This window comes from Ruegeria sp. AD5 (assembly GCF_056542345.1).
Genome location: NZ_JBQFZR010000001.1, coordinates 143,876 through 160,230, shown reverse-complemented (window position 1 = coordinate 160,230; position 16,355 = coordinate 143,876). Strand labels below are relative to the sequence as shown.

Sequence of the window (16,355 nt, the reverse complement as noted above, 5' to 3'; positions counted from 1 at the left end):
TCAGTTCAGGGCGCGAATGGCCTCTTTTAGGTCAATCGCGCCATCATATAGCGCGCGGCCAGAGATCGCGCCGTTCAACTCGACGCCACAATCACGCAGGGCGATCAGGTCGTCCAGTGAGCTGACGCCGCCCGAGGCAATTACCGGAATCGAAACCGCCTGCGCGAGCGCCGCCGTGGCTTCGATATTCGGACCCTGCATCGCACCGTCGCGGTTGATGTCTGTATAGATGATCGCTGCCACGCCAGCGTCCTCGAAACTGTGCGCCAGATCGGTGACCTGTACGTCGGTCTCTTCGGCCCAGCCCTTGGTGGCAACCATGCCGCTTCGCGCATCTATACCGACGGCTACCTTGCCCGGGAAGGCTTTGGCAGCTTCGCGCACCAGATCAGGATTTTCGACTGCAACGGTGCCCAGAATCACCCGCGCCAGACCTTTCTCGATCCAGGTTTCGATCGTGGCCATATCGCGGATGCCGCCGCCAAGCTGCGCGGGCACGTTACAGGCTTTCAGAATTGCCTCAACGGGTGCCGCATTAACAGGCTCCCCGGCAAAAGCACCGTTCAGATCAACCAGATGCAGCCACTCGCAACCAGCCTCGACAAAGGCGCGGGCCTGCGCAGCAGGGTCTTCGTTAAAGACCGTCGCCTTATCCATTTCACCACGCAGCAGGCGCACGGCGTTGCCGTCTTTCAGATCGATGGCGGGGTAGAGGATCATGTCGGGCGGCCCTATATCACTGTTACACGCGCGGGATATCGCACAGGCAGGGCAGGGGCGCAACGCGACGCTAAGTCATTCTTGCCCGGTGCCGAACGGCAGGTCAGACTGACCGGAAAGACAGGGAGATAACCATGAAGACATATTCTCTTGCAGCGGTCTTCGCTGCGATGGCCACCACCGCCTTTGCTGCCGATCCGGTAGACGGGCTGTGGAAGACCGCTCCGGGCGATACGGGCGGCTATTTGCATGTGTCGATTTCGGAATGTGGCAGCGCCATCTGCGGAACTATCGACAGCGCATTTGATGCCCAAGGCAACCAACAGCTGGAGTACGAAAACCTTGGCAAGCAAATCATCTGGGACATGATCCCCGAGGGTGACGGCAGCTATGACGACGGCAAAATCTGGGCCCCGGATCGCGACAAAACCTATAGTTCGAAAATGACACTGGACAGCCAGAACAAGCTGACCGTCAAGGGGTGTGCCGTGGGTGGTCTGGTCTGCCGGGGGCAGGTCTGGACGCGGGTGCAGTAAACCTCAGGGCTTCCAGGTCAGGAAATTGCCGATCATCCGCAGGCCAACGTCTTGGCTTTTCTCAGGGTGAAACTGCATCCCAACCATCGTGTCGCGGCCAATCACGGCCGTGACCTCTTGCCCGTAGTCCACATAGGCCAACCGTTGCGCCGGATCCATCACCCGGAAGTGGTAGGAGTGCACAAAATAGGCGTGATCGCCTGATTTTATCCCGTCAAAGACCGGATGGTCGCTTTCCAGAATCAGATCGTTCCAGCCCATATGTGGCACCTTGAGCGCGCTGTCCGAGGGCTCGATCTTCACAACATCACCTGCGACCCAGCCCAGACCGTCAGTCTCAGCGTATTCATGGCCCTTGGTCGCCATCAGCTGCATTCCGACGCAGATGCCCAGAAACGGGCGGCCTTTTTGCTCGACGGCTTCTACCATAGCGTCATAGATGCCTTTGTGGCCGCGCAACTCGGCGGCGCATGCCGGGAAAGCGCCATCACCGGGCAGAACCAATCGATCAGCCCGCGCGACAACATCTGCATCGGATGTCACGACGACCTCGCCCGCATCCAGTTCGCGGGCCATCCGTTGAAACGCCTTCTCCGCCGAGTGCAGGTTACCGCTCTCGTAGTCAATGATGGTTGTCAGCATCTACAGCGCGCCCTTAGTCGAGGGAATCGCATCCGCCTTGCGTGGGTCGGTTTCGACCGCATCGCGCAAAGCACGGGCAACGGCCTTGAAGGCGGCCTCGGCAATGTGGTGGCTGTTGAAACCATGCAACTGATCGATATGCAGGGTGATCCCGCCATGGGTGCTGAGCGCCTGAAAGAACTCGCGCACCAGCTCGGTGTCGAACGTGCCGATCTTTTGCGTCGGCAGGTCCACATTCCAGATCAGGAACGGACGAGCCGACAAGTCCAGCGCACAGCGTACTTGTGCGTCATCCATGGGCAGATGGCACTCGCCATAGCGGCGAATACCCTTCTTGTCCCCTAGCGCCTGCGTCAGCGCCTGACCCAGCGCGATTCCGGTATCCTCGACCGTGTGGTGGTCGTCGATGTGATAATCACCCTTGGCCCGGATCGTCATGTCGATCAGCGAATGGCGCGCCAACTGGTCCAGCATGTGATCAAAGAACCCGACACCGGTCTGGTTGTCATACTGGCCGGTGCCGTCCAGATTGACCTCGACCGAGATCTCGGTCTCGGCGGTCTGACGACTGATCTTAGCGCTGCGCATGGGCGAATTCCTTTTGCTACAGGGCGCTTATAGACGCGGATGAACGGCCTATCCAGACCGCTTTAAGCCTTCGCTGCAAACTGTTGCAGGGGATTGCACCTGGGCGCGGCCCGTGCCAGCCTGCGGGCAACACGAACCAACAAGGCCCGGCCCATGTCCACCTGCGTTTTCATCCAGATCCGTTGTAAACCCGGCACCACTTACAAAGTCGCCGAAGAGATCGCGCTGCGTGAAATCCATTCCGAATTGTATTCCACAAGCGGCGAATACGACCTGCTGCTGAAGCTCTACATCCCCGAAACCGAGGATGTGGGCCATTTCATCAACGAAAACCTGCTGGTGATTCCCAACATCGAACGCTCGCTGACCACGATGACGTTCAAGGCGTTCTAGCCCAGTTCAAACGTCGTGATGCCATATATCCGGTCAAGGTCGATGTCTGGCGCGTGACTGGAATACATGCGCCCCGTTTCAAATACTTTGGTCAGCCCCAACTGTTTGGCCAATTCCATGGCTTGTGCGTTTGGATTAGGCTTGTCGATGAATACCTCGGCCTTTGCCTGATCGGCGGGTAGCGTCGTCAGAAGGGAAACCAAAAGCGCCTGCGCGATTTGCGGATTGTCGGCAAACAGAGGCCCGACCTTGTACCCGCTCAGGCAGCGCCGCAACGTTGCATAGCCTTTGATCCGCCCATTTTCCTCAAACACCCGCGAAACGTGGCTGGGTGCCTCCAACCAGCCGCGCAAGAACGTGTCGCGCGCGGCGGGGAACAGGCCTCGGTCATACGACTTTAGATCATCGGTTAGTGCGTTGATTGGACGAACCCGAGTGTCCTCCACGCGACCCAGGGCATCCAGGATGCCGCCGACGGTGCCCGCGAATCGATAATTGTCATACGCCAGTTCAAAACCGAATTTCCGATAGTTGTCCTGCTGTTCGACCACACCATCCATGCCCATGTTACGATCCTGGCAATGTGCCTTGACCGCTTCGGCGACCTGCAATCCGTATCCCGAGCCGCGATACTCGGGTCGCACGATGTAGAAGCCTAGGAACGCGTAGGCATCATCGTAGTTCACGGCGGATGCGGACGCGATCATCTGGCCGTCCAGGAAACCGCCCTTGAATCCTTCGGGGTCCGAACTGCGAAAACAGACCGCGTCGTGCAGCCCGGGGTTCCAGCCTTCCTGTCCCGCCCAATCTACAGCGGTTTGAAGTTCGTCTGCTGTTAAGGCGCGAATGACGTAATCGGGCATATCCGCATCTCCGTCGTAATTTCATGTGCAGCAAAGATGCCGCAGCAATCGCGAAAGAACCAGCATGTTCGGAGAGTTTGGTATCTGGAGCGGGCGAGGCGATTCGAACGCCCGACCCTAACCTTGGCAAGGTTATGCTCTACCCCTGAGCTACGCCCGCATCAGATACATATGTGGTCCGAAGACCTCTCAATGGAGCGGGCGAGGCGATTCGAACGCCCGACCCTAACCTTGGCAAGGTTATGCTCTACCCCTGAGCTACGCCCGCGCCGTTGAGTGAGGAGGGATGTATAAATTCCCAAACGAGGCTGCAAGCGGAAAAACACAAAATACAGCAAAAATCTTTCGACGGAAATTCGGGGCTGGCGTGTTTAAGAACTATAGCAGTGAACGAAATGAGGGGTTGGGCACAGGAAATGACAGATATTGCAGACATTAAAATGGCGGCATTGGCAGCGCTGATTGTTCTGACCACCGTGATCTGCGCTCAAAGCAATGAAACACTGGCAGAGGTCCAGCCGGACCTCCCGCAGGCCCCATCGGTCGAGACGCAGGTTCTGGCGGGATAAGCGTTCTCATACAGCCAGAACAAGATTCGCCATGGCCGCCAGCAATATGGCCGTAAAGGTCAGCCCCATCCCAAGCTGCCGCAGAATGACGATCTGGGGGCTGCGGCCGAAGCCATAGGCATGCAGCAGCCGCCCGGCCAGCAGTGTCAGCCCGAGCAGATGTAACGTCAGGCTGGTTGCGCCCTGAAGCTCGACCATCAGGATCAACAGCAGGGCAAGGGGTGTGTATTCGCCAAAGTTGGAATGCGTGCGCATTACCTTGAGCATGTCAGAATTGCCCCCATCCCCATACGAAATCTTGTCGCTGCGGCGCTGGCCGATGACCTTGAAGCTGAGCCAGACATATAACAGCGCCAGCAGTGCGGCATAGATTGGGGTGATCATTCTGATCCTCCTTTACGCGAAAAGGCCGCCCGGTTCCCCGAGCGACCCTTGATAGCATAGAAGGCTAAACCGGTTATTCCAGTTCGACCAGCAGGTCCTTGGCGTCAATCTGGCCACCGGGCTGGACGCGGACGGCCTTAACCACTGCGTCGCGCTCGGCATGGATGCCGGTTTCCATCTTCATGGCTTCGATCGTCAACAGCAGATCGCCTTCTTTGACCTCTTGGCCCGTGACGGCGGCCACAGTCGCCACAACACCGGGCATTGGTGCGCCGATATGGTTGGGGTTTCCAACTTCGGCCTTTGGCCGCTGAGCGGTTGATGCTTTCACCAAACGGTTCGGCACGCGGATCACGCGGGGCTGACCGTTGAGTTCGAAGAACACGCGAACCTCGCCATTCTCGTCCGTCTCGCCGATGGCCTGACAGCGAATCTCCAGCGTCTTGCCTGGGTCGATCTCGGCGGTGATCTCCTCGCCCGGCTCCATGCCGTAAAAGAAGGTGCGCGTGGGGAGGGTACGGACCGGGCCATAGGTGCGGTGACGGCCCATATAGTCGAGGAACACCTTGGGATACATCAGATATCCGTTCAGGTCCTCGTCATCGATCTCTTTGCCCTCAAGCTGTTTGGACAAATCGGCGCGGGTGGCCTCGAGATCGACCGCTTCGACATGCTTGCCGGGGCGTTCGGTGTTGGGGGCCTCGTCCTTCAGGACCTTCTGGATGATTGTATCGGGGAACCCGCCCGGAGGCTGACCCAGATTGCCGCGCATCATGTCCACCACCGAGTCGGGGAAGGCGACATCAGTGTTAGGGTCTTCGACCTGCGCACGGGTCATGTTCTGGCTGACCATCATCAGTGCCATGTCACCGACCACCTTGGACGACGGCGTCACCTTGACGATATCGCCGAACATCTGGTTCACGTCCGCATACATCTGAGCAACCTCGTGCCAGCGCTCTTCCAGTCCAAGCGAACGCGCCTGTGCCTTGAGGTTGGTAAACTGACCACCAGGCATTTCGTGCAGATATACCTCGGAGGCCGGTGCCTGCAGGCTGGACTCGAAGGCCGCGTATTGGCCACGCACCGCCTCGAAATAGTCGCTGATCTCACGGATGGCCTTGATGTCCAGCCCGGTGTCTCGCTCGGTATGGCGCAACGCCTCGACCACGGTGCCGAGCGTTGCCTGAGAGGTGTTGCCGCTGAAACTGTCCATCGCGCAATCCACCGCGTCCACACCGGCCTCGGAGGCGGCCAGAATGGTAGCACTGGCGATGCCAGCGGTGTCGTGCGTGTGGAAGTGGATCGGCAGCCCGACCTCTTCCTTCAGCGCCCGGATCAGGATCTTGGCGGAGGCCGGTTTCAGAAGCCCCGCCATATCCTTCAGGCCCAGCACATGTGCGCCCGCGTCACGCAGTTCCTTGGCCATGCCGACATAGTATTTGAGGTCATACTTGGCGCGGTCCGGGTCCAGAATATCGCCGGTATAGCAAACGGTGCCTTCACAGATCTTGTTGTTTTCGATCACAGCATCCATGGCGACGCGCATGTTCTCGACCCAGTTCAGCGAATCGAACACGCGGAACACGTCGACACCCTTGGCCGCCTGACGCACAAACTCCTGCACCACGTTATCGGGATAGTTGGTATAGCCAACCCCGTTCGCCCCGCGCAGCAGCATCTGGGTCATCAGGTTCGGCATCGCCTCACGCAGATCACGCAGGCGCTGCCAAGGGCATTCCTGCAGGAAGCGATAGGCGACATCGAAAGTTGCACCGCCCCAGCATTCGACGCTGAATAGCTGCGGCAAGTTCGCAGCATAGCTGGGTGCTACTTTGATCATATCGATCGAGCGCATCCGGGTTGCCAGCAGCGACTGGTGCCCGTCGCGCATGGTGGTGTCGGTGATCAGCAGTTGACGCTGCGCCTTCATCCAGTCAGCAACCGCCTGCGGGCCTTTTTGCTCCAGCAGGTTGCGGGTGCCCATCTGCGGTTCGGCCTTGGGCGCGGGGGGCCTGGCCTCTTTCAGGTCGGGGCGCGGCATCGGGCGGTCCTTGGTTTCGGGATGCCCGTTCACAGTGATGTCGGCGATATAGTTCAGAACCTTGGTGCCCCGGTCGCGGCGCTTCTTGAACTGGAAAAGATCCGGAGTCTCATCGATGAATTTGGTGGTGTATTCATTCGACAGGAAAGTCGGGTGCTTTAGCAGGTTTTCGACAAATGCGATGTTGGTGCTAACACCGCGCACACGGAATTCCCTCAACGCGCGATCCATCCGCGCAATTGCTTTCTCAGGTGTCGGCGCCCAAGCGGTCACCTTGGTCAGCAGAGAGTCATAATACCGCGTGATCACCCCGCCTGCATAAGCGGTGCCGCCATCCAGACGGATGCCCATGCCGGTGGCTGAGCGATAGGCGGTGATGCGGCCATAGTCGGGGATGAAGTTGTTTAGCGGGTCCTCGGTGGTCACGCGGGTCTGCAGCGCATGGCCGTTCAGGCGAATGTCGGACTGCGTGGCCTTGCCGGTGGCCTCGGTCAGGGTCTTGCCCTCGGCGATCAGGATCTGAGCCTGCACGATGTCGATGCCGGTGACTTCCTCGGTGACAGTGTGTTCCACCTGCACGCGCGGGTTCACTTCGATGAAATAGAACTTGCCGGTGTTCATATCCATCAGGAACTCGACTGTGCCCGCGCATTCATAGTTCACATGGGCGCAGATACGGCGGCCCAGCTCGCAGATTTCGGCGCGCTGTTCTTCGGTCAGGTACGGGGCAGGCGCGCGTTCCACGACCTTCTGGTTGCGGCGCTGGACCGAACAATCGCGTTCATAGAGGTGGTAGATCTCACCGTGCTTATCGCCGAGAATCTGTACCTCAACATGGCGGGCACGGGTGATCATCTTTTCCAGATAGCCCTCACCGTTGCCAAAGGCGGCCTCGGCTTCGCGGCGGCCTTCCAGCACTTTCTCTTCCAGCTCATCCTCGGACAGGATCGGGCGCATCCCGCGTCCGCCACCGCCCCAAGACGCTTTCAGCATCAGCGGATAGCCGATCTCGGCTGCCTCGGCCTTGATGGCTACCATGTCGTCGCCCAACACCTCGGTCGCCGGGATAACCGGAACGTCGGCGGCAATCGCCACTTTCCGAGCGCTAGCCTTGTCGCCAAGCGCGCGCATGGTCTCGGCCTTTGGTCCGATGAAGGTGATGCCGTTCTGAACACAGGCATCCACGAAATCCGGGTTTTCGGACAGCAAACCGTAACCAGGGTGGATCGCATCTGCACCGCTTTCTTTGGCCACCCGGATGATCTCGTCAATCGACAGATACGCCGCAACCGGTCCCAGATCTGCGCCAATGCGATAGGCCTCATCCGCCTTGAACCGGTGCAGGCCCAACTTGTCCTCCTCGGCGAAGACCGCGACGGTGCGCTTGCCCATCTCGTTGGCTGCCCGCATCACACGGATGGCAATCTCGCCGCGATTGGCAATCAGGATTTTCTTGAAGTCTGTCATTTCAGGTCCCGGTCTTAATGGCTGTGGCCTTGTGCATAGGCGGACAATACGGCCACGTACATATGTAGTTCTGGGTAGAACCGGCATGTTAACGCTCGCAAACGCCGCCCTTTTGCGCAAACTTATTGCACATGCTGCATTGCGGCATCAATCCCCCGTGGGAAAGAGCAAATAATGCCCGTTTCTCCGAATATCCTCGCTGCGCCCTTTGGAGGGATGATTCTATTTGATTTGAGCGAACAAGCCGTGAACAAACCCTTTCCCTCCGCGCTCATCCGACGTAGTTTATTGGCATGAGCAGTTTTGACGAAATGGACGCCTTCGAAGGCGCATCGCTGTCGGCGCGGGCGATGCCCGCCCGTTCCTCATCGCATCTTGAGTGGTTGAACGATGAGCAGCTTAAGGCGGTTAAGGCTTTGGATGGCCCGGTACTCGTTCTTGCTGGCGCAGGAACTGGCAAAACTAGAGCGCTTATCTCGAGAATTGCAGAACTTCTGCATACTAGGCGTGTGCGATCTAACGAAATACTAGCGGTAACCTTCACAAACAAAGCTGCGAAAGAAATGAAGGATCGGGTGCAGCAGTACCCAGTTGACGTAAAAAGCGGATTGCAATGGATGGGTACATTCCATGCGATCTGCGTCAAACTGTTGCGCCGCCACGCAGAACTGGTCGATCTGAAGTCGAACTTCACCATCTTGGACACCGACGATCAACTTCGACTGCTCAAGCAGTTGCTGAAGGTCAACAACATTGACGACAAGCGCTGGCCCGCTCGGATGCTGGCCGGGATCATCGATGACTGGAAAAACCGAGCCCTGACGCCCGATAAGGTGCCTGTCGCAGATGCCGGGGCCTATAATCACAAGGGTGTTGAGCTCTATGCCCAATACCAGACTCGCCTACGCGAGCTGAACGCGGTGGATTTCGGCGACCTGTTGCTGCACATGGTCACGATTTTCCAAACCCACCCGGACGTGCTGGAGCAATACCAGCGCTGGTTCCGTTACATCCTTGTGGACGAGTATCAGGATACCAACGTAGCCCAATATCTCTGGCTTCGTCTGCTTGCAGGGGGCCACAAGAACATCTGTTGCGTCGGCGATGACGATCAGTCGATCTATGGCTGGCGCGGGGCCGAGGTGGGCAACATTCTGCGGTTCGAAAAGGACTTCCCTGGCGCCTTCGTGGTCCGGCTGGAACAGAACTACCGCTCGACCCCGCATATTCTGGCCGCTGCGTCCAACGTCATTCGTGGCAATGAAAGCCGCTTGGGCAAAGAGCTTTGGACCGACCGCGAAGAGGGTGAAAAGGTCCGTCTGATCGGCCATTGGGATGGCGAGGAAGAAGCGCGTTGGATCGGGGAAGAGATCGACGCGATGCAAGGTGGCACGCGCGGTGTGCGGCCGATGAACCTTAATGAGATCGCGATCCTCGTACGCGCTTCGCACCAGATGCGGGCGTTTGAGGATCGGTTTTTGACCATTGGTCTGCCTTACAAGGTGATTGGCGGCCCTCGATTCTATGAGCGGATGGAGATTCGCGATGCCATGGCCTATTTCCGGCTGGTGGTCAGCCCCGAGGATGATCTGGCGTTCGAGCGGATCGTAAACACGCCCAAACGCGGCCTCGGCGACAAAGCGCAGCAGACGATTCAGGTGGTGGCGCGCGAGAATGGCGTGTCTTTGGTCGAAGGGGCGCGGATCGCGGTCGATAACAGCCTGATCAAGGGCAAGGGTGGCAAGGCGCTGCGCGAACTGATCGACGGGTTGGCGCGGTGGAATGCAATGACGCGCGGGCCTCGGATCGAGGTGGACGATGATACGGTGATTGATGACGGTGTTTCACCGATCCGATACGGCGCGCCCGAGCATACGCATATCGAGCTGGCGCAGATCGTCTTGGACGAATCCGGCTATACCGCGCATTGGCAGAACGAAAAGACGCCCGAGGCGCCGGGGCGGCTGGAAAACCTTAAGGAACTGGTCAACCAGCTGGACAATTTCGAGAACCTGCAGGGGTTTCTGGAGCATGTCAGTCTGGTGATGGATAACGAGCAGGACAGCGACGGGGCCAAAGTCTCGATCATGACGCTGCACGCGGCCAAGGGGCTGGAGTTTCCCGCGGTTTTCCTTCCGGGGTGGGAGGATGGATTGTTCCCCTCTCAGCGTTCGATGGACGAATCCGGTCTCAAAGGCCTCGAAGAAGAACGAAGGCTGGCCTATGTCGGTATTACCCGTGCAGAAGAAGTCTGTACAATTTCCTTTGCAGCCAACCGACGGGTGTTCGGACAATGGCAGAATTCGATGCCGTCCCGGTTCATTGATGAGTTGCCCGAAGATCATGTGGAAGTGCTGACACCTCCGGGGCTCTATGGTGGTGGTCAGCAGGCAGCCGGGATCGAAACCCGCGCAGCCGAGGCGAATGTCTATAACTCTCCGGGCTGGAAGCGGATGCAGGCGCGGCAGGGGCAATATGGCATGTCTCAGCCAAAAGAAAGCCGGAATACTGTGATTGATGCGACCGCCGTGGCCAGCTTTACGCTGGGCGAGCGAGTGTTTCACCAGAAATTCGGCTATGGCGCAGTGATCGGCATCGAAGGTGATAAAGTCGAGGTCGATTTCGACAAGGCAGGGGTGAAGAAAGTGGTCTCGCGCTTTCTGACCAACAAGGATGACGTGCCGTTCTGAAGCTTACAACCCTTCGACCAGCACAAGATTCGCCGTCGCCGTTTTTTGCCTGATCTTGGCCAATTCGACATAGTCCGGATCGTCCTTCCACGCGTTTGCGGCAGCCATATCCGGAAACTCCATCAGGACGATCCCATCTTCTTCCCAACTGCCTTCGATCACTTCAACGGGTTTTGAGGATACGGTTAGAAGCCTTCCGCCATGCCGGTCAAAGATCGGCATGAATCCTTCGAGGTATTTCTGGTACCCATCCGGGTCATGAATGGAAATCTGGGCGATGAAATAAGCGGCCATGGGAGACTCCTGACAAATCGTTCACGACCCCAGCCTACATCTTGTGCGCAAAAAACGAAAAACGGCGGTTCCCAGGGAGGAGGAGGGGAACCGCCGTTCTTTTCTACATCAGGGCAGGGAGGAGGAAGCCCCGATGTATCCGAACCCGGGTTTGATCCCGGTATGAGGAAGACGCGGCGACGTCAGGGAGGAGGAAGACGTCGCCGCGCGCTTTCAACATCGAGGCAGGGAGGAGGAGAGCCCCGATGTATCAGGTTCCGGCGGTCAGGGCCGGTATTAGGTGCGGCAACGTCAGGGAGGAGGAGAGACGCTGCCGCTGAAATACAGGTCCGAAAGGGAGGAGGACGGACCTGATCTCGGTGTTCTTGTTGCGCTTACCGCGCGATCTGCTCTTCGGTGGCCTGTTGGGCCAGCCGGCGGATCATCGAGCGGTGCAAGCCCAGATCAGCCAATTCCCGATCTGACAGTCCCGACAATTCGTTGACTGTCTGACGGTACAGGCGATAACGAGCAACCCGGGTTTTCACGGTCTCAACCAGCGTTGAGATTCCATTTGCCGGTGTGCCTTTCAGAGCCGTTTGTGTGCTTGCGACTGCCATCTTCATGATCCGTTCATTCTTACTGTTGCCGGCATCGTCCGGCGTTTGCTTGAGACTGAAGATAGGCAAATGCTGCGATTGCACAATAGTTCGCGTCGTCAATGCTGCTATGCAGCAAATGCATGGATTGGCAGGATAATCCGGTACGCCCCAATAATTGCCTTTAAAATACTGGTTTTCACGTGTGGTTGACGTTTCGTGTGTCCAGACCCTGTGATGGTGACCGCTTATCTATTGAGCGGAATTGGTGTTTGTTTGGGCATGTTGTGTCAACTCAAGAGGGGCAAATCTTCTCACGGCAGGTCCGGCGCCTGGGGTGATGGTGCTATGGGAAAGCATGGGGCGACTATGGGAAAGGCCCTGTAAAGGGACCGCGATTCGTCCTCTTCGGCTGTCATTCATGAGTGTCTGCGCCAAATAATCCATAATTCTGAAAATTATTGGGAATTCATGGGAGGAATAATTTAGGCGTCAATTCTTACATATTTAGTGTTGGTGAGCATCAGGGGCACAATTTGTGGCATATTTGATCCAAGTTTCGATTGTATTAGTCTTGATCTGAAGTCTGCATCAGGCCTCCATATGCAAATTTCCTATTGATTTCCATGAATTCCCATGGCATCCCTTGTGTACCCGATGAGGGCGAGGACAGTTAAGGGGCGCCAAACGACCCCGAACCAAGAATACAAAAACAGGTTTCATACAGGCATCTCGCTTTCATCACTTAACAGATCCGGCGCGCGGGCGAGCAGACATCCCCCCAGGTGGCGCGCGCAGCTGGACATCCCGCAAAGCGGGTCAATGCGGCGGGTTGATCAGTGGCAGCAGATCAACCCGCCGTTTTACTTCCGGGGGAACGTGAATTTTGAGGTGGGGCGCAAGCGAAAGGGACAGTCGTCTTGGCGCGCAGGTTTAGAGGCGAAAGCCAGCATAAGGTGGATACGAAGGGCAGGGTCTCGATCCCGGCCTCGTTTCGTCGTGTGCTTGAGGCCTCGGACCCCAGCTGGCAACCCGGTGACAATCCTGAACTCGTGATTGTCTATGGCGACCACCGCCGCAAATACCTTGAATGTTACACCATGGAAGCGATCGACGAGGTGGATGCCAAGATCGATGCGCTGCCACGTGGCTCGATGCAGCGTCGGATGCTTCAGCGGATGTTCCATGGTCAGTCCTTCCCGACCAATGTGGACGAAACGGGTCGTTTGGTGCTGCCCGCAAAGCTGCGCAACAAGATCGACCTTGAAAACGAGGCGTTCTTTATCGCCGCCGGTGATACCTTCCAGATCTGGAAGCCCGAGACATACGAGGCCGAGGAACTGGCCACGACCGAGGAATGGCTGGACGATCTGCCGGATGATTTCGATCCGATGCAGTATCTCGATGGCATCGGGGATGGGTGACGGCATGGCCGGCGCTCAGACCTCATCGGACAAACCTCATATCCCCGTACTGCTGCGCCCGTTGCTGGCCGCTGTGGCGCCGGTATCCGGTGCCTGGCTGGACGGCACATTCGGCGCAGGCGGCTATACTCGTGCATTGCTGGAGGCCGGGGCCGAGAAAGTCATTGGCGTCGATCGCGACCCACTGGCATTTGAAATGGCCGCTGACTGGGCTGGGGAATATGGTGACCGGCTGGTGATGCAGCAGGGCGTGTTCTCTCGCATGGATGATTATGCAAAGGACCTGGATGGCGTGGTGCTGGACCTTGGTGTCTCATCCATGCAGTTGGATCAGGCTGAACGCGGTTTTTCCTTCATGAAAGACGGTCCGTTGGACATGCGGATGAGCCAAGATGGTGAAAGCGCAGCTGATCTGGTGAATGCGGCAACCGAGACGCAATTGGCCGACATCCTGTTCCATTTCGGGGAGGAACGCGCCAGTCGTCGTATAGCAAAGGCCATCGTCAAGGCGCGGGCCGAAGAACCGATCAAAACAACTCTGCGGCTGGTCGAGATTATCGAATCCTGCCTGCCGCGCCCCAAACCGGGCCAATCGCACCCGGCGACGCGCAGCTTTCAGGGGCTACGGATCGCGGTGAACGCAGAATACCAAGAACTGTTTCAGGGGCTTATGGCCGCCGAGCGCGCTTTGAAGCCGGGGGGGCAACTGGCCGTTGTGACTTTCCATTCCATAGAAGACCGGATGGTGAAGCGGTTCTTCCAATCGCGCGCGGGCAAAACCGGACGCGCCAACCGTTATGCGCCTGAGATGGAGCAGGAGAAGCCGCAATTCACACTCAAGACCCGCAAGGCCGTTGGGCCGGATGAGCAGGAACTTGAAGAAAACCCACGTGCACGCTCTGCAAAATTGCGTGTCGCGATAAGAACGGATGCCCCGGCAGGGAAAATTGAGGCCCGGGCCATCGGCATGCCGCAATTGGGGGGAAGGGCAAGATGAAGAGTATTCTGTATGTGTTGACTGCACTGTCCGTGTTCGGGTTGGCGCTTTGGGCTTATCAAGAGAACTACCGCACGCAGCAGGTGCTGAAGGAAACGCAGTCGCTGCAAGGCCAGATCGGTATGGCGCAGGCGCGACTCGCCGTGCTGAATGCCGAATGGGCCTATCTAAACCGGCCTGATCGTTTGCGTGAGCTGGCGGACTTGAATTTCGAACGTCTCAGCTTGCTGCCTCTGCGGGCTGAGCAGTTTGGTCGCGCCGATCAGATTTCCTATGGCGAGGACCCGGATCTGCCCATCGTCGACCCGCTTGAAATACAGGACGTCACTGACATTCAGGCACTGATCGAGGTGCAGGTTCCATGACCCGTACACCACTTCGCCCTCTGGCCCGTATCCTCGACGCCCGTGCAAAGGGTGAAAACCCCAAGGCGATTGAGAGAGAGAACATCCGCAAACGCCACGAAGACATGAAAGACCGCGCCCGTGCGCGCGCCGAGGGCCGCCTGTTGGTGTTGGGTCTTTTCTTCTTTTGCGCCTTTTCGGTCGTAGGCTTTCGTATGGGCGTTCTGGCGACATCCGAGGCGCAAGAACCATTGGCAAGTGCGCCGGGGGCCTCCATCGCCATGCAACGCGCCAATATCGTGGATCGCGAAGGCCGTATTCTGGCGACCAATCTGGACACCTATTCTGTCTATGCGCAGCCACCGCTGATGATTGACCCGATCGCCGCAGCCGAGCAACTGGTCGCTATTTTCCCTGATCTGGAAAAAGAGCGTTTGGTCAAAGACTTCACCGGTAAGCGAAAATTCCTGTGGATCAAGAAGCGCATCTCGCCCGAGCAGAAGCAGGCGGTGCATGACATCGGTGATCCCGGCATCCTGTTCGGCCCGCGCGAAATGCGGCTATATCCCAATGGCAGACTCGCGGCGCATATTCTGGGCGGCTCGGGCTTTGGCCGCGAAGGTGTCAGCGCAGCCGAGGTGATCGGCGTAGCTGGCGTCGAAAAACAGTTCGACGGCTATCTGCGCGACCCGGCCAACGGCAACAAGCCGCTGCAACTGTCGCTGGATCTGACCGTTCAAGCGGCGGTGGAACAGGTGCTTTATGGCGGCATGAAGATCATGAACGCCAAAGGAGCCTCGGCGGTTCTGATGAACGCCCATACGGGCGAGGTCGTCTCGGCCGCGTCGTTGCCGTCTTTTGACCCCAATGACCGTCCGCGCCCACCGACCTCGGGCTTCGATCCCTCGGACAGCCCGCTGTTCAATCGCTATGTACAGGGTGTCTATGAGCTGGGTTCGGTGTTCAAAATCTTCACCGCCGCGCAGGCGGTGCAGCTAGGTCTGGTGAACTCCAACACCATCATTGACACTTCCGGCCCAATGAAAATCGGGCGATTCCCGATTGGCGAGTTTAACGGCAAGAATTATGGTGAGATCAGTGTCTCGGATGTAATCAAGTACAGCTCGAACCGAGGCACCGGGCGGCTGGCCTTGCAAATCGGGGCCGACCGGCAACAGGATTTTCTGAACGCGCTGGGCATGTTCGACCCAACCCCATTCGAGATTGTCGAGGCCAAGGGCGGGCAACCGCTCAAGCCCAAGAAATGGGGTGAGTTGAGCACCGTGACGATTTCTTATGGCCACGGCCTTTCGACCAGCCCCATGCATCTGGCCGCTGGTTACGCAGCGATTGCCAATGGCGGGTACTATGTCAGCCCCACGATCCTGCGCCGCAATGGCCCGCAATACGGCCCTCGCGTGATGTCCGAAAACACCGCCAAGCAGGCGCAAAATATGCTACGCAAAGTGGTCACGGATGGCACCGCCAGCTTTGGTGATGTCAAAGGGTACGACGTGGCGGGAAAAACCGGTACTGCCGATAAACCCAAGCCGCGTGGCGGGTACTATGAGGACAAGGTGATTGCCACCTTCGCCACCATCTTCCCGGCTTATGATCCGAAATATGTGCTAATCGTCACGCTGGATGAACCGTCCATCGTGGCCTATGGCGAAAAGCGCCGCACGGCGGGTTGGACTGCCGTTCCCGTTGCTGCCGAACTGATTGGACGGGTGGCGCCGCTATTGGGTCTCAGACCCCGGCTTGAGCCTGAGGCGCGCGCTGCTATAACGCTGACCTCAAATTAGGCTGTCCAGCGAAAGGT

Annotated in this window: 16 protein-coding genes and 2 tRNA genes; 8 read left to right on the top strand and 10 right to left on the bottom strand. The window is 58.0% G+C overall.

The features are described 5' to 3' along the window. Complete coding sequence (gene hisA, locus ACR0JG_RS00770; protein WP_480567208.1) at window positions 1-720, bottom strand: 1-(5-phosphoribosyl)-5-[(5-phosphoribosylamino)methylideneamino]imidazole-4-carboxamide isomerase; 720 nt, start codon at window positions 718-720, stop codon at window positions 1-3. Window positions 721-854: 134 nt separating this feature from the next. On the opposite strand from hisA, the gene ACR0JG_RS00765 reads away from it, so the two are divergent. Further along, window positions 855-1,256, top strand: coding sequence for a DUF2147 domain-containing protein (locus tag ACR0JG_RS00765; protein WP_170392077.1), 402 nt, complete (start codon window positions 855-857; stop codon window positions 1,254-1,256). Window positions 1,257-1,259: 3 nt separating this feature from the next. Here the strand turns inward: ACR0JG_RS00765 and hisH are convergent, their stop codons facing one another. Both hisH and hisB read right to left on the bottom strand, forming a co-directional pair. After that, the gene (gene hisH / locus ACR0JG_RS00760) at window positions 1,260-1,898 is read right to left on the bottom strand and encodes an imidazole glycerol phosphate synthase subunit HisH (RefSeq protein WP_170648003.1); all 639 of its coding nucleotides are present in this window, start codon (window positions 1,896-1,898) and stop codon (window positions 1,260-1,262) included. Beyond that, window positions 1,899-2,486, bottom strand: a complete 588-nt coding sequence (hisB, locus tag ACR0JG_RS00755; protein WP_170374919.1) for an imidazoleglycerol-phosphate dehydratase HisB — start codon at window positions 2,484-2,486, stop codon at window positions 1,899-1,901. A gap of 153 nt (window positions 2,487-2,639) precedes the next feature. Here hisB and ACR0JG_RS00750 point away from each other — a divergent pair, with 153 nt between their 5' ends. After that, window positions 2,640-2,879, top strand: a complete 240-nt coding sequence (locus ACR0JG_RS00750) for an Lrp/AsnC family transcriptional regulator (protein WP_170325761.1) — start codon at window positions 2,640-2,642, stop codon at window positions 2,877-2,879. Here the strand turns inward: ACR0JG_RS00750 and ACR0JG_RS00745 are convergent. From ACR0JG_RS00745 to ACR0JG_RS00735, 3 genes are all read right to left on the bottom strand, one after another. Beyond that, window positions 2,876-3,742, bottom strand: coding sequence for a GNAT family N-acetyltransferase (locus ACR0JG_RS00745; protein ID WP_480567207.1), 867 nt, complete (start codon window positions 3,740-3,742; stop codon window positions 2,876-2,878). The genes ACR0JG_RS00750 and ACR0JG_RS00745 overlap by 4 nt on opposite strands. 85 nt (window positions 3,743-3,827) lie before the next feature. Next, window positions 3,828-3,902, bottom strand: a tRNA-Gly gene (locus tag ACR0JG_RS00740). A gap of 33 nt (window positions 3,903-3,935) precedes the next feature. Beyond that, window positions 3,936-4,010, bottom strand: a tRNA-Gly gene (locus ACR0JG_RS00735). A gap of 148 nt (window positions 4,011-4,158) precedes the next feature. Between ACR0JG_RS00735 and ACR0JG_RS00730 the strand changes: the two genes are divergently transcribed. Then, the gene (locus ACR0JG_RS00730) at window positions 4,159-4,311 is read left to right on the top strand and encodes a hypothetical protein (RefSeq protein WP_480567206.1); all 153 of its coding nucleotides are present in this window, start codon (window positions 4,159-4,161) and stop codon (window positions 4,309-4,311) included. 6 nt (window positions 4,312-4,317) lie between these two features. On the opposite strand, the gene ACR0JG_RS00725 is transcribed toward ACR0JG_RS00730, so the two are convergent. Together ACR0JG_RS00725 and ACR0JG_RS00720 are read right to left on the bottom strand one after the other, a co-directional pair. Then, window positions 4,318-4,695, bottom strand: a complete 378-nt coding sequence (locus ACR0JG_RS00725; RefSeq protein ID WP_480567204.1) for an MAPEG family protein — start codon at window positions 4,693-4,695, stop codon at window positions 4,318-4,320. A 73-nt stretch (window positions 4,696-4,768) separates the two neighbouring features. Further along, window positions 4,769-8,206, bottom strand: coding sequence for a pyruvate carboxylase (locus tag ACR0JG_RS00720; protein ID WP_480567203.1), 3,438 nt, complete (start codon window positions 8,204-8,206; stop codon window positions 4,769-4,771). A gap of 293 nt (window positions 8,207-8,499) precedes the next feature. Here ACR0JG_RS00720 and ACR0JG_RS00715 point away from each other — a divergent pair, with 293 nt between their 5' ends. Beyond that, window positions 8,500-10,896, top strand: a complete 2,397-nt coding sequence (locus ACR0JG_RS00715) for an ATP-dependent helicase (RefSeq protein WP_480567202.1) — start codon at window positions 8,500-8,502, stop codon at window positions 10,894-10,896. Window positions 10,897-10,899: 3 nt separating this feature from the next. On the opposite strand, the gene ACR0JG_RS00710 is transcribed toward ACR0JG_RS00715, so the two are convergent. Beyond that, the gene (locus ACR0JG_RS00710; RefSeq protein ID WP_170401405.1) at window positions 10,900-11,190 is read right to left on the bottom strand and encodes a DUF1330 domain-containing protein; all 291 of its coding nucleotides are present in this window, start codon (window positions 11,188-11,190) and stop codon (window positions 10,900-10,902) included. A gap of 374 nt (window positions 11,191-11,564) precedes the next feature. After that, window positions 11,565-11,789, bottom strand: coding sequence for a DUF1127 domain-containing protein (locus tag ACR0JG_RS00705; RefSeq protein WP_170392061.1), 225 nt, complete (start codon window positions 11,787-11,789; stop codon window positions 11,565-11,567). A 935-nt stretch (window positions 11,790-12,724) separates the two neighbouring features. Between ACR0JG_RS00705 and mraZ the strand changes: the two genes are divergently transcribed. From mraZ to ACR0JG_RS00685, 4 genes are read left to right on the top strand one after another with little or no spacing between them, the layout of a single operon-like run. Then, entirely contained in the window at window positions 12,725-13,192 is a 468-nt protein-coding gene (gene mraZ / locus ACR0JG_RS00700; protein WP_480439182.1) for a division/cell wall cluster transcriptional repressor MraZ, read from the top strand. Window positions 13,193-13,196: 4 nt separating this feature from the next. Continuing rightward, window positions 13,197-14,189 carry a 16S rRNA (cytosine(1402)-N(4))-methyltransferase RsmH gene (gene rsmH / locus ACR0JG_RS00695; protein ID WP_480568986.1) on the top strand — a complete coding sequence of 331 codons (993 nt, stop codon included), beginning with the start codon at window positions 13,197-13,199 and terminating at the stop codon, window positions 14,187-14,189. Beyond that, complete coding sequence (gene ftsL / locus ACR0JG_RS00690; protein ID WP_170392057.1) at window positions 14,186-14,554, top strand: cell division protein FtsL; 369 nt, start codon at window positions 14,186-14,188, stop codon at window positions 14,552-14,554. Before rsmH ends, ftsL begins: the two co-directional genes overlap by 4 nt. Continuing rightward, window positions 14,551-16,338 (top strand): peptidoglycan D,D-transpeptidase FtsI family protein, encoded by a 1,788-nt coding sequence (locus ACR0JG_RS00685; protein ID WP_170392055.1) that lies wholly within the window; start codon window positions 14,551-14,553, stop codon window positions 16,336-16,338. The genes ftsL and ACR0JG_RS00685 overlap by 4 nt, the downstream gene beginning before the upstream one ends. Window positions 16,339-16,355 lie beyond the last annotated feature (17 nt).

Coding starts and splice junctions, on each gene's coding strand:
- hisA (WP_480567208.1), bottom strand. CDS start 720: ATGATCCTCTACCCCGCCATCGATCTGAAAGACGGCAACGCCGTGCGC.
- ACR0JG_RS00730 (WP_480567206.1), top strand. CDS start 4,159: ATGACAGATATTGCAGACATTAAAATGGCGGCATTGGCAGCGCTGATT.
- ACR0JG_RS00750 (WP_170325761.1), top strand. CDS start 2,640: ATGTCCACCTGCGTTTTCATCCAGATCCGTTGTAAACCCGGCACCACT.
- hisB (WP_170374919.1), bottom strand. CDS start 2,486: ATGCGCAGCGCTAAGATCAGTCGTCAGACCGCCGAGACCGAGATCTCG.
- hisH (WP_170648003.1), bottom strand. CDS start 1,898: ATGCTGACAACCATCATTGACTACGAGAGCGGTAACCTGCACTCGGCG.
- ACR0JG_RS00705 (WP_170392061.1), bottom strand. CDS start 11,789: ATGGCAGTCGCAAGCACACAAACGGCTCTGAAAGGCACACCGGCAAAT.
- ftsL (WP_170392057.1), top strand. CDS start 14,186: ATGAAGAGTATTCTGTATGTGTTGACTGCACTGTCCGTGTTCGGGTTG.
- ACR0JG_RS00710 (WP_170401405.1), bottom strand. CDS start 11,190: ATGGCCGCTTATTTCATCGCCCAGATTTCCATTCATGACCCGGATGGG.
- ACR0JG_RS00685 (WP_170392055.1), top strand. CDS start 14,551: ATGACCCGTACACCACTTCGCCCTCTGGCCCGTATCCTCGACGCCCGT.
- rsmH (WP_480568986.1), top strand. CDS start 13,197: ATGGCCGGCGCTCAGACCTCATCGGACAAACCTCATATCCCCGTACTG.
- ACR0JG_RS00725 (WP_480567204.1), bottom strand. CDS start 4,695: ATGATCACCCCAATCTATGCCGCACTGCTGGCGCTGTTATATGTCTGG.
- ACR0JG_RS00745 (WP_480567207.1), bottom strand. CDS start 3,742: ATGCCCGATTACGTCATTCGCGCCTTAACAGCAGACGAACTTCAAACC.
- ACR0JG_RS00720 (WP_480567203.1), bottom strand. CDS start 8,206: ATGACAGACTTCAAGAAAATCCTGATTGCCAATCGCGGCGAGATTGCC.
- ACR0JG_RS00765 (WP_170392077.1), top strand. CDS start 855: ATGAAGACATATTCTCTTGCAGCGGTCTTCGCTGCGATGGCCACCACC.
- ACR0JG_RS00715 (WP_480567202.1), top strand. CDS start 8,500: ATGAGCAGTTTTGACGAAATGGACGCCTTCGAAGGCGCATCGCTGTCG.